The sequence below is a fragment of the Actinoplanes subglobosus genome (assembly GCF_042650585.1).
GTDB lineage: Bacteria > Actinomycetota > Actinomycetes > Mycobacteriales > Micromonosporaceae > Actinoplanes > Actinoplanes subglobosus.
This window is the reverse complement of record NZ_JBHSBL010000014.1, coordinates 221,473-233,495: the sequence shown is the minus strand read 5'-3', so window position 1 is coordinate 233,495 and position 12,023 is coordinate 221,473. Positions and strand designations below refer to the sequence as shown.

Below are 12,023 nucleotides of genomic sequence, written 5' to 3'. Positions count from 1 at the left end.
TTCGAACCGATCCGCATCCGCGGCCCGTTTCCCCGGGGCACTCGCTCTACTTTACTAGGCCTTCTCGGCGTTGTCAACCGGTTTATCCCGGTTGCTTCCGATCTGCCCTAGAATCTCCGAACTCGGGCGCACGGCTAGGCCGTGATCCGAAGTTCGAAGGTTTTCCGTCAGGACGGCCGGCCGGGCCCCAAACTTCAGGTCCCGCTCGCTCGCCCGTCTCCCTGGCGGCTCCCAAAACATTACCCGCTGGTTTCCAGGGCTCCAAATCGGGGGTCACCCTTAGTCGTTTCCGCAGGTCAGAGCCCTTATAGAGCCCGACAGAAGTCATCCGCCAGGGAGGATGCGCTTTCAGGGACGGCGTACCTCGACCATGCCGTCGCGAACCCGGACCGGCAGAACCGGCTGATCGTTTCCGGCGGGTCCGTGGATCACCGCACCGTCGTTGATCCGGAAGGTGCTCCCGTGCCACGGGCAGACCACACAGCCGTCCACGACCGGCCCCTCACTGAGCGGACCCCCCTCGTGCGAGCACCTGTCGATCAGCGCGCTGACCCGATCACCCTCACGGAAGAGGAGCACCGCGGTGTCCCCGGCCCGGCGTGCGACCGGCTCACCCTCGGGGAGGGAGGCGAGCGACCCGGCCACGGTCCATTCCTCCGGAACGCGCGCGACCTCGGGTGCTGCATGGCTGATACCGCCGCCTTGGGCGTACGACAGATGCCCTCCCAGAAACGCACCGACACCCGCGACCGAGAGGCCCGCGAAAGACAACGCCCGGCCCGTCTTTGACCGCCCGGTGAGCCGGGCGATCAGGGAGCCGGCGTAGAGGCCGGTGGCCACCAGGTTGGTCGCGGCGTGAACGAGCCCGATCCGGCGACGGTCCCTGGTCATCTCCGACCAGTCGACCCAGCCGGCCACCGCGGCCGGAAGCACTCCGGCCAGGCCGACCCCGATGAGCGCGGTCGACGCGTCGGATCGGGACGGGCGTAGGTCGAGGACGGCGGCGGAGAGGAATGCCCCGACCGGGAGCTGGACGAGCACCGGGTGGAGCGGGTGCCCGAGAAGGCTGCCGTGCAGTACGTCGCGCAGAGTGCGCGGCCGGACCGCGGAGGTGACCGCGGTCTGCAGTTTGTCGCTGGCGCCGTCGAGGGCGCCGGCCTGTTCGATCCGGGTGAGTACCTGCCGCAACATGTAATGGCGGTGCCCACCCGGATCCGGGCCAAACGTTCAGAGCGCCTTGATGGCGTCGCCGATGCCGCGGTGGAAGGTGGGGTACGCCCAGATCTGGCTCCGGAGAGTCGCGATCGGCACCTCGGCGTGGATGGCGACGGCGAGCGCTCCGATCATCTCGCCGCCGGCCGGGCCCGCGGTGGTGGCGCCGACGAGCACGCCCCGGTCCATGTCGGCGACGACCTTGATGAAGCCCTCGTTGCCGGGTCCGTGCACGAAGCCGCGCGAGGTCTGGTCGAGCGGCACGACTCCGACACGGACGTTCCCGAGCTGGGACGCGGCCTGGGCGGAGGTGAGGCCGACCGCCCCGATCTCCGGGTCGAGGAACGTGACGCGGGGCCGGGCACGGTAGTCGGCGCCGGGTCCGCCCTGGTCGAGGATGTCGCGGACGGCGATGTCGGCCTCGTACATGGCCATGTGGGTGAAGGCGCCGTTGCCGGTGACGTCGCCGACGGCCCAGATCCGGTCGCCGGCGCGCATCCGGTCGTCGGTGGTGAGGAAGCGGGCTGACGGGTCGAGGCCGACGGTCTCCAGGCCGAGCTCGCCGAGCCGGGCGGCGCGGCCGGTGGCGACGAGGAGTTTCTCGCCGGTGACGGTGCTGCCGTCGGAGAGTTCGACGGTGAAGGCGCCGTCGTAGGAGACCTTGGCGGCGCGGACCCCGGTACGGACGGTGGCGCCGATCACCGAGGCGGCCACCTCGGAGGACTCGGGCTCCTCCATGGCGAGGATCCGGTCGGAGCCTTCGATGATCGTGACCTGGACGCCGAAACGGGCGAAGACCTGCGCGAACTCGCAGCCGATCGCGCCGCCGCCGAGGATCAGGAGTGAACCGGGCAGGGTGTTGGTCTCGACGGCTTCGCGGTTCGTCCAGTACGGGGTGCCGGCGAGACCGTCGATCGGCGGGATGACGGCGACGGTGCCGGTGGCGATGACCAGGGCGCGCGAGGCGGCGTACTCCTGCTCTCCGACCTGGACGCGGCCCGGACCGGTGATGGTGGCCCGGCCCCGCACGAACGTCCCGCCCTTGCCGGTGAACCGGTCGACGGCGACCTTGTCGTCCCAGCCGTCGGTGGCCTCGTCGCGGACCCGGCGGGCGACGGGTGCCCAGTCGGGTTCGACGGTGGCGCTGCCGGCGAGGCCGGGGATGCGGCGGGCCTCGGCGATCGCGGATCCGGCCCGGACCATCATCTTGGTCGGGATGCATCCCCAGTACGGGCACTCGCCGCCGACCAGGGTGTGTTCCACTCCGATCACGTCGAGCCCGGCTGCCGCGAGCCGCCCGGCGGTCTCCTCGCCGCCCACGCCGAGACCGATGACCACCACGTCAACATTTCGCACGTCGCCCATGGGGTCCAGCTAACCACCGGGAGGTTTCCTCATGTGGGCGCGGAGGCGACCGATTCAGGACCCACGCGGAAGCGGGTCACACCGAGGAAGCGGCGGCCATGAGGGGGCGATGGCGAGCGTTGGCTGGCGCTCGACATCCTCATGGCCGCCATCGGTGTTTGAAAGACCCGCCGGTAGAAGGTTTGACGGACGCAACCGCCGGCGGGTCCCGCTACCGCAGCCAGACCGCCTCGTCCCGGTGTGATTCGAGCGGGCCGGGATAGTCGAGACCGCGGAATTCCGACTTGGGGAGACGCCACGGCTGGTGCACGGCGGCGCCGTCGATCCCCTTCAACTCAGGTACGTAACGACGAACGTACACGCCGTCGGGGTCGAACCGGAGCGCTTGCCGGATCGGGTTGAAGCGCCGGTAGGGGCGGCTGTCGTTGCCGGTGCCGGCGGTCCACTGCCAGTTTCCGGAGTTGTTCGGCACGTCTCCGTCGAGGAGCCAGCGGAAGAACCAGGCGACGCCGAGCCGCCAGTCGAGACCCAGGTGCTTGGTCAGGAAGGCCGCGGTGATGAGGCGGGCCCGGTTGTGCATCCAGCCCTCTTCGCGCAGCTGGCGCATGCCGGCGTCGACGACGGGGACGCCGGTGAGCCCGTCCGTCCAGTGCTGGAGGGCGTCTTGGTCGTAGCGCCAGTCGTTGTCGGCGTTCGGGCGCAGGGCCTCGGTGGAGAGTTTCGGGAAGGCGCGGGCGACCTGGTAGTAGAAATCGCGCCAGCAGAGCTGCCGGACGAAGGCGTCGGCGCCACGTTCGCGGGCGGCTTCGGCGAGGGCGAGTGGGGAGAGGCAACCCCAGCGGAGGTACGGGCTGAGGCGACTCGTGGCATCGCCGGGTAGATCGTCGTGCGCGTCGCCGTACCCCTGCAGGTCCTGTCGTAACCAGGCGGTGAGCCGGCGCCGGGCCGCGGTCTCGCCACCCTCGCACGCGTGGGGTGATTCTCCGGCCGGGAGGCCGGGCAGGCGGCCGGCGGTGAGGCCGTCGGGGAGGGTGAGCCGTTGCGGTGTCCCGGCCGGTTGTCGCCAGGTGGCCGCTGACCAGCTCCGATAGTAGGGCGTGAAGACCTTGTAGGACTCTCCGCCGCCGCCCGGGCGGAGCGTTCCGGGTTCGACGACGGTGAGGCCGGGGTGGAGTTCGAGGGCGATGCGGTGGCGTTCGCACTCGTCTTTCAGGCGGCGTTCGCGTCGGGTGGCGTAGCCGCTGACGTCGGCGGCGAGGGTGATCGTCTCGGCGCCGGTGTCGCGGGCGACGCGGATCGTCTCGGCGACCGGGTCGCCTTCGCGCACGACCAGGTCACCGCCCGTCCTCCGGAGTTGTTCGCGCAGGTCGGCGAGGCACTGGTGGAGGAAGCGGGTGCGGTTCGGGGAGAGGTCGGCGAGTTTCGGGTCGAGGACGTAGAGGGGGACGGTCCGGTCGGCGGTGGCGGCCGCGGCGAGGGCCGGGTTGTCGTGTACGCGCAGGTCCCGGGTGAGCAGGACGACCGCGGTGCGCATCAGGCCGCCAGCTGGACCGGGGTGCCGGGCCGGGTGAGCAGGCTGCGGACGGCGACGGCGGCGCGGCGGCGGTTGGGGACGGTGGCGCGGCGGCCGAAGACGTCGTGATCGAGGGCTTCGATCTCGTCGAGGATGCCGCCGTAGAGCTGGAACGCGGTGCGCATGCAGGCCTGCGAGGCGGGTTCGAGCAGCGGGATGCCGGGGGCGGCCAGGGCGTAGTGCTCGCGGGCGCGGGCGACCTCGGACTTGATCAGTGCTTTGACCGCGGGCGTGGCGACGCCCCTCTCGAGGGTCTCGCGGGTGACGCCGTGCTCGGCGAGGTGTTCCTCGGGGAGGTAGACCCGTCCGCGCTCGAGGTCTTCGGCGACGTCGCGGATGAAGTTGGTGAGCTGGAAGGCGAGGCCGAGCTGGCGGGCCGGTTCGCGGGCGGCGGCCGGGTCGGACGAGCCGAGGATGGGCAGCATCATCGTGCCGATGACGGCGGCCGAGCCGTCCATGTAGTCGAGCAGGTCGTCGTAGGTGCGGTAGCTCGTGACGGTGATGTCCATCGTCATGCTGCGCAGGAACTTCTCGAAGTCTTCGAGGTCGAGGTCGAAGACCGCGATGGTGTGCAGGACCGCCGGCAGGAGCTGGTCGTCGGTGGGTTCGCCGCGGAGTCCGGCGAGGAACCGGTCCGACCATGCGGTGAGCTCGGTGGCTCGCTCGGCGGGGGGACGAGACTCGGTCCGGTCGACGATTTCGTCCGCATATCGGGTGAATCCATAGAGGGCGTGCACATGCCGCCGCTTCCACGCCGGTAGCAACCGGGTCGCCAGGTAGTACGTCCGCCCGTGCTCACGGTGCAGTTCGCGGCAGCGCTCGTAGGCCGCTGCCAGATCGGTTTCCACTCCGGGTCCTCCGGTCAAAATCGACGCACGAATCGACGCAACTTCAGAAAGTTAGGGTACGGTACTGAGCGTGGCCAATCACACCCTCGAGGGAAATCGTCTCGACACGATCCCTCGCCAGCCGGTCTCGCACCGAGCGCTGATCGGCGCCGTCGAGGGCACGCTGGCCGACTTCCTCGCCTGTCAGATCGCCTCCCTCGACACCGTCGACCCCGCATTGGGCGGGTTCGCCCGGACCGCACGTGACCTGGTCATGGCGGGCGGGAAACGGATCCGGCCGACTTTCGCGTACTGGGGCTGGCGTGGTGTCGTCGGTTCCGCCGAGCCGATCGAGGGCGTTTTACCCGCTCTCGGCGCTCTTGAACTCATGCACACGTTCGCGCTGGTGCACGACGACCTGATGGACGGCTCCGCCACCCGGCGGGGCCGGCCCACCGCGCATCGGCTGTTCGCGGCCCAGCACGGCGACCGGTTCGGCGACTCGGCCGCGATCCTGGTCGGTGACCTCTGTCTCGTCTGGGCCGATCAGTTGCTCGCCCGGACCGCGCTGCCGCCGGCCAACCTCCTCGACGTGCGCACCCGCTACGACCGGATGCGGGTGGAGGCGGTGGCCGGGCAATATCTCGACGTGCTCGGCGAGACCGTGCCGAGCACCTGGTCGGTGGAGCGGGCGCTGCTCGTCGCGCGACACAAGACGGCCAGCTACACGGTGCAGTGGCCGCTCGGTTTCGGCCTGGCCCTGGCACCCGCCTCCGCTGTCGCCGACCCCGCGATCGAGGAGGCCTACCGGATCTACGGTCTCGCCGTCGGTGAGGCCTTCCAGTTGCGGGACGACCTGCTCGGGGTCTACGGCGATCCGGCGATCACCGGGAAACCAGCCTGTGACGACCTGCGCACCGGCAAGCCCACCACCCTTCTCATGCTGGCTCGCCGCCTGGCCACCACCGCGCAGCTCGACGAGCTCACGGTGGCCGGCGTCACCCGGCAGGCGGAGATCATCGCGGCCACCGGGGCACCCGCCCAGGTCGAGGAGATGATCCGGTCCAGGGTCGAGGAGGGTGTCACGGCGATCGCCGAGGCCCCGATCCGTCCCGACGCCCGGGCCGCCCTGATCGAGCTGGCCACCGCGGCCACGCACCGACCGGCATGATGACCCTTATTTTTGGAGCCGTGACGTGCGAATAGTGACCGGACCCACCGACCGGGTCGTCATCGTCGGTGCCGGGCTCGGCGGTCTCGCCTGTGCCCTGCACCTGGCCGCGGCCGGCCGCCAGGTCACCGTCGTCGAGCGGGAACCGGTGCCCGGCGGCCGGGCCGGCCGGCTCGCCGTCGGCGGATACGACTTCGACACCGGCCCGACCGTGCTCACCATGCCCGACCTGATCGCCGAACCGCTCAACGCCGTCGGCGAGAACCTGAGCGACTGGCTGGAGCTGAGCCCGCTCGACCCGGCGTACCGGGCCTACTACCCGGACGGATCGACGCTCGACGTGCGGACCGACACCACCCGGATGGCGGCCGAGATCGCCCGGGTCTGCGGCGCCCGGGAGGCCGACGGCTACCTGCGGTTCGTCGACTTCACCCGGGGGCTGTGGCAGCTCGAGCGGGACCACTTCATCGACCGGAACCTCGACACACCGATCGATCTGGTCAACCTCAACCTGCTGAAGCTGCTCGGGATGGGCGCGTTCCGGCGGCTCCAGCCCAAGATCGATCAGTACTTCCGGGATCCCCGTACCCAGCGGATCTTCTCGTTCCAGGCGATGTATGCGGGGCTCGCGCCGCACGACGCGCTCGCCATCTACGCCGTCATCGCCTACCTCGACTCGGTCGCCGGGGTCTATTTCCCCAAGGGCGGCATGCACGCGGTGCCGAAGGCGCTGGCCGGTGCGGCCGAGAAACACGGCGTCACTTTCCGTTACGACACCACGGTCGAGCGGGTCACCACCGCGAACGGCCGCGCGACCGGTGTGCGCACCTCCGACGGCGAGCACATCCCGGCCGATGTCGTCGTCCTCAACCCCGATCTGCCGGTCGCCTACCGCGATCTCCTCCCGGCTCGCCGCCTTCGGCGACTTCGCTACTCACCGAGCTGCGTGGTCCTGCACATCGGCTCCAGCCAGGCCTATTCCAAGATCGCCCACCACAACATCCATTTCGGTACGGCGTGGAAGGGCACCTTCGACGAGATCATCAACAAGGGTCTCCTGATGAGCGATCCGTCCCTGCTGGTGACCAACCCCACACACACCGACGCGTCGGTGGCGCCCGACGGCCGGCAGACCTACTACGTGCTCGCCCCCACACCGAACCTCGAAGCCGGCCCGATCGACTGGCGCGGCGGTATGGACCGTCGTTACGCAGAGGAGTTGCTGCGTGTCCTCGAGGGCCGCGGCTACGTCGGATTCCGGGACGGCGTCGAGGTCCAGCGGATCATCACGCCCGCCGACTGGGCCGACGACGGCATGGCCGCCGGAACACCGTTCGCGGCCGCGCACACGTTTGCCCAGACCGGCCCGTTCCGCCCGTCCAACCTGCACCCGACCCTGCCGAACGTCGTCTTCACCGGCTCCGGCACCCAGCCCGGCGTCGGCGTGCCGATGGTCCTGATCTCCGGAAAGCTGGCCGCGACCCGGATCACCGGAGGTCCCGTATGAACGCCTCGTCCCCCACGACCTCCTGCTCCGGCAACCGGACCGGGGCACGGGAGTCCGAGTTGGTCGAGCTCGTCGACGACCGCGGGGCCCTCACCGGCACCGCCACGGTCCTCGACGCGCACGAGGCACCCGGGATGCTGCACCGGGCCTTCTCGATCTTCCTGCGCCGCCCCGACGGGCGGGTGCTGCTGCAACAGCGGGCGGCGGTGAAGACTCGTTTCCCGCTGCGGTGGGGCAATACCTGCTGCGGGCACCCGGTGCCCGAGGAGGCCGTCACGGTCTCGGCCGCCCGCCGGTTGCACGAGGAACTCGACGTGTCCGGGGTGACCCTGCGTGAGGTCGGCGTCTACCAGTACTTCGCCGAGGATCCGGTCACCGGGCGCGTCGAGCGGGAGTACGACCACGTCCTGCTCGGTGATGTGCCGGACGATGTGGAGTTCCGGCCCGATCCCGACGAGGTGGCGGAACTCCGCTGGGTGACGGTCGACACACTGCTGCGCGAGATCGGGGACGCGCCTACGGCGTACGCCCCGTGGTTGGAAGGGGTGACCCGGCGGCTGGCCGCCCACCTCGGCCCGCAGCTCCCGGACGCGGTGACGGAATCGGCGGCGGAGCGGTCGGGTGGCAAATGACGGCCTGAGCGCCGGAGCAGCCGCGCGCCGCCTCGGCGTCGCGGTGACCACGTTGCGCACCTGGCACCAGCGCTACGGCCTCGGGCCCAGTCGGCACGAACCGGGGCACCACCGGCGGTACACCGTCGAGGACATGGTCCGTCTCCAGGTCATGCAGCGGCTCACCGCGCAGGGCGTGGCGCCGGCGGAGGCCGCGGCATGGGCCCGGCGTTCCCCCGTCACCCCGTCACCGACGCTCGCCGACTCGCCCGACCCGATCCTCCGGGCCGCCGCGGCCGACGCCCGCGAGTCGATCCTCTCGCTCGTCGAGTCGGGAGCCCTGATCGCCGACTCCGGCATCTCCGAGGCCCGGGCCGGGGGCGGGCAGACCATCCCGCTCGGTCCGCGCGCCGATCCGGCCGCCCGCGGCCTGGCCCGCGCCGCGATGCGCCTGGACGGGCCGGCGATGCGCTACATCCTGGAGTCGGCGGTCACCCATCGTGGCGTGATCTCCGCCTGGACCAACGTGATGATGCCGGTGCTGATCGGGATCGGTGAGCGGTACGAGGCCACCGACCGGTTCGTCGAAGTCGAGCACCTGCTGTCCCGGTCGGTCACCGAGGCACTCAGCACCGTGCCCCGGCCGCCCCGCGAACTCGCCCCACGCGTGCTGCTCGCCGCGGCCGACGAGGAACAGCACACGCTTCCGCTGGAGGCGCTGGCGGCCGCCCTGGCCGAGAACGGGGTACCCAGCCGTCTGCTGGGGGCGCGGGTGCCGCCCCGGGCTCTGCTGGACGCGGTGGGGCGTACCGGGCCGGCCGTGGTCGTCCTCTGGTCACAGCTGCCCAGCACCGGCGACGTGACCCAGTTGGTGAGCCTGCTGTCCCTGCCCCACCCACCGCTCGTGGTCGCGGCCGCCGGACCGGGCTGGCCGGCCCACGATCTGCCTCCCGAGGTCACCCCGCTGAACGGCCTCGCGGAGGGGGTACGGATCGTGGCCACCGCCGGCGCCTGACGTTTCTGCTGGTCAGAGCCACCTTTGCAAGAAAGGGGGATACCGATTTGAAGATCAGGAGGGGCATCGCATATGCTTTGCATGCCTCAAGCGGGGGGCGCGGTTGGGGCCACAACCACCAAGCGTTGCCGATCGCGCAACCAGCGCGATGTGCAATGATAGTGGAGATGCCCTCATCGTCTAGTGGCCTAGGACGCCGCCCTTTCAAGGCGGTAGCACGGGTTCGAATCCCGTTGGGGGTACTGGTAAGTTAGTGGCAGCCCGCCGCTAGCGAGCCAAGCAAGACAGTTACATAGCAAGGTCCTGTGGAGCAGTTGGAGTGCTCGCCGCCCTGTCAAGGCGGAGGTCGCGGGTTCAAGTCCCGTCAGGACCGCAAGTAAGTTTCACGGCCAGGTAGCTCAGTTGGTACGAGCGTCCGACTGAAAATCGGAAGGTCGGCGGTTCGACCCCGCCCCTGGCCACTCTCAGCGAAACTCGGTACGCAAGCCCTCACCTGCGGAAACGCGGTTGAGGGCTTCGTCATTTCCAGATCTCGCACCGGAACTTCACGGTGACCATCCGGCGTGCGGCGGCAATGTACGTTCGTGAGCCGTTCGTGCCGATGATCTTCGGAGGTAGTGGTTCGTGGATGCTGGGACAGAGTCGCGGGTAGAGGGTCGCCGAAAGCTCGATCAGCTGTTTGTCGACGGGCGGGCGGCGGTGTCAGCCGGGACGCACGGCGTACAGGTTCCACCGGACGATGGCGGGCCACGCTGGGGCCTGTCCGTTCTGCTGCGTCCCGACCCGGCATCTTCGGAGGACCTGGCCAGTACGGCGCATGAGGCCGCCCACATCGCCGGCGGAAGCCACTGGATAACCGGCGCGAAAGACAGCGCACACCTGACGATGCGTACGCTGGAGCCCTGGCGAGAGACAGTCGCACCCGATGACGTCCTCATGAATCGGTACGCTGCCGCGCTCGCCGTGGCAGCTGCCCAGGTCGGGCCGCTGAGATTCGATGTGGTCGGGCTGACCCTGACGCCCGGGTCGGTGATGGCTCATGCGGTACCGGCCGACGACCAGGCGGACCGGCTGGCAGACGCGTACACCGACGCCATTGGGGCGGATGGCTGGTATGAGAGCAGCCGCGGCGTCCTTCGAGACTTCTGGTACCTGAACCTGCTCCACTTCGCAGACACGATTCAGCACCCCGATCGGCTCATCGCCTGGGTGGCGGAGCGCCGCGACCACGACATCGCCACCGTCGTCATCAAGGAGGTGCAACTCGTCCACTGGCGGTTCACCGGAGTCGGCATGCGCCCTGTGCCGATCACGACAGCACACCTCCTCTGACTGCGGCAACAAGCCGGGCATCCGTCCGGAGTGGAGGTCGCGGCGGCCGAAACATGGATGGACTTACTTGCGCCGCCCTCCAATACTCTAAGGATGGATGTGAATACGGGGGGTAGTTCTGCTGATAGGCCGGTAGACGTCGTCGTCGAGCTGACCGCGGCCGAGGCCGCCAACGGCACCACGAAGTTGATCGCCGGCCCGCCGGACGGGACGCCCGTCATGATCTCGTTTCCGCCCGGCTCCCATGACGGCCTGGTTCAGCACATCGAGCTTCCCGGCGTCGACCCCGCGACCGGTGCGCCGGTCACGCGGGTCCTGGCCGTCGCCGTCCGCGTGCTCCCCGCCGGGGCCTTCCCTCAGTACGGCCCGCCGCCGCCCACCCCGTTCGGCTATGCCGCGCCGCCGCCGGCCCAGCCCCGGTTCGGCAGGCGGGCCCGGATCGTCGCCGTCGCTCTCGCCATCGTTCTGGTCGGCGGCATCTGCCTGGTTCCCACCCTGTTCCGGAGCAGCGACGCCGGCACCACGAACACCAGTGCCACCCCCGGCAGCACCTCCACGACCACGACCCAGCCGACCGTGGAGGCGGCGCCCCCGCTCGACCCGGCAGCATTCCAGTCCTCACTGGACGAGGCCGACAAGCAGCTGGCCGCCGCCACCACCAAGCTGAAGCAGGCCACCACGCCCCGTACCGTCTCCAGCGCTGCGGAGGCCCTGGCCGAGACGGTCCGCACCCAGGCTTCCACGCTGTCCGCCCTGACGGTGCCGGCCGAGGTCAGTTCCGCGCACAGCGACGTCGTCTCCGCGCTGTATGCCCTGGAGGACGAACTCACCTCGGTCTCGAGTTCCGCGGACAGCCGCAGCGTCTGCACCGGCGGTGCCGCCAGCGCCGAGCTCAGCCGGGCCGGTCCTGCCGGGGATCTGCGGACCGCGGTCACCGCGCTCGCCGCCGCCGACCCGGGTGCGAAGTATCGTTTCGGCTCGTTCCTGCCGGCTGTGACCAAGGATCAGAACCGTCGTAAGTCCAACGGCAGCTATCTGAAACGGACCACCGGCGGTCTCGGCCAGCTCAAGGTCGACAACGGCAACTCGGTCGACACGGTGGTCAACCTGGTGAAGGTGGGGAGCAAGAAGCCGGCGGTCTCCGTCTACATCCGGGGTAAGAAGAAGGTCACGACCGGCCGCATCAAGGACGGCACCTACCAGGTCTTCATCTCCTCGGGCGCCGACTGGGACGGCAAGCGGTTCTCCCGCAACTGCCAGTTCAGCAAGTTCGATGACAACTTCAAGTTCACCACCACCTCCCGCCAGTACACGATCTGGGAGCTCAGCCTGAAGGTCGCCTTCGGCGGTAACGCCTCCTCCTCGGAGGTCGACCCGGACGCGTTCCCGAACTGACGGACCATGCAGAAC

At 69.8% G+C, this 12,023-nt stretch carries 10 protein-coding genes and 3 tRNA genes; 9 read left to right on the top strand and 4 right to left on the bottom strand.

All coding sequences use genetic code 11. The annotated features are described in order from the left end of the window. Nucleotides 1–348: 348 nt before the first annotated feature. The 4 genes from ACFO0C_RS14670 to ACFO0C_RS14655 form a co-directional block, all read right to left on the bottom strand. Entirely contained in the window at nt 349–1,191 is an 843-nt protein-coding gene (locus tag ACFO0C_RS14670) for a Rieske 2Fe-2S domain-containing protein (protein ID WP_378067136.1), read from the bottom strand. Between the two features lie 36 nt (nt 1,192–1,227). Continuing rightward, complete coding sequence (locus tag ACFO0C_RS14665; RefSeq protein WP_378067135.1) at nt 1,228–2,577, bottom strand: dihydrolipoyl dehydrogenase family protein; 1,350 nt, start codon at nt 2,575–2,577, stop codon at nt 1,228–1,230. A gap of 211 nt (nt 2,578–2,788) precedes the next feature. After that, nucleotides 2,789–4,111, bottom strand: coding sequence for a cryptochrome/photolyase family protein (locus tag ACFO0C_RS14660; RefSeq protein WP_378067134.1), 1,323 nt, complete (start codon nt 4,109–4,111; stop codon nt 2,789–2,791). After that, a complete protein-coding gene (locus tag ACFO0C_RS14655; RefSeq protein WP_378067133.1) occupies nt 4,111–4,998 on the bottom strand; it encodes a phytoene/squalene synthase family protein in 888 nt (295 codons plus the stop codon). The genes ACFO0C_RS14660 and ACFO0C_RS14655 overlap by 1 nt, the downstream gene beginning before the upstream one ends. Before the next feature lie 109 nt (nt 4,999–5,107). On the opposite strand from ACFO0C_RS14655, the gene ACFO0C_RS14650 reads away from it, so the two are divergent. From ACFO0C_RS14650 to ACFO0C_RS14610, 9 genes are all read left to right on the top strand, one after another. Next, nucleotides 5,108–6,148: a polyprenyl synthetase family protein gene (locus tag ACFO0C_RS14650; RefSeq protein ID WP_378067151.1), complete on the top strand. Its 1,041-nt coding sequence runs from the start codon at nt 5,108–5,110 to the stop codon at nt 6,146–6,148. Between the two features lie 25 nt (nt 6,149–6,173). After that, nucleotides 6,174–7,655, top strand: coding sequence for a phytoene desaturase family protein (gene crtI, locus ACFO0C_RS14645; protein WP_378067132.1), 1,482 nt, complete (start codon nt 6,174–6,176; stop codon nt 7,653–7,655). After that, a complete protein-coding gene (gene idi / locus ACFO0C_RS14640; RefSeq protein WP_378067131.1) occupies nt 7,652–8,287 on the top strand; it encodes an isopentenyl-diphosphate Delta-isomerase in 636 nt (211 codons plus the stop codon). Before crtI ends, idi begins: the two co-directional genes overlap by 4 nt. Then, nucleotides 8,277–9,281: a MerR family transcriptional regulator gene (locus ACFO0C_RS14635; RefSeq protein WP_378067130.1), complete on the top strand. Its 1,005-nt coding sequence runs from the start codon at nt 8,277–8,279 to the stop codon at nt 9,279–9,281. The genes idi and ACFO0C_RS14635 overlap by 11 nt, the downstream gene beginning before the upstream one ends. Before the next feature lie 169 nt (nt 9,282–9,450). After that, a tRNA-Glu gene (locus ACFO0C_RS14630) sits at nt 9,451–9,523 on the top strand. Between the two features lie 57 nt (nt 9,524–9,580). After that, nucleotides 9,581–9,654, top strand: a tRNA-Asp gene (locus tag ACFO0C_RS14625). 14 nt (nt 9,655–9,668) lie between these two features. Beyond that, nucleotides 9,669–9,742, top strand: a tRNA-Phe gene (locus ACFO0C_RS14620). Between the two features lie 163 nt (nt 9,743–9,905). Then, the gene (locus tag ACFO0C_RS14615) at nt 9,906–10,613 is read left to right on the top strand and encodes a hypothetical protein (RefSeq protein ID WP_378067129.1); all 708 of its coding nucleotides are present in this window, start codon (nt 9,906–9,908) and stop codon (nt 10,611–10,613) included. 93 nt (nt 10,614–10,706) lie between these two features. Then, nucleotides 10,707–12,008 carry a hypothetical protein gene (locus ACFO0C_RS14610; protein ID WP_378067128.1) on the top strand — a complete coding sequence of 434 codons (1,302 nt, stop codon included), beginning with the start codon at nt 10,707–10,709 and terminating at the stop codon, nt 12,006–12,008. The last annotated feature ends 15 nt before the right edge of the window (nt 12,009–12,023 follow it).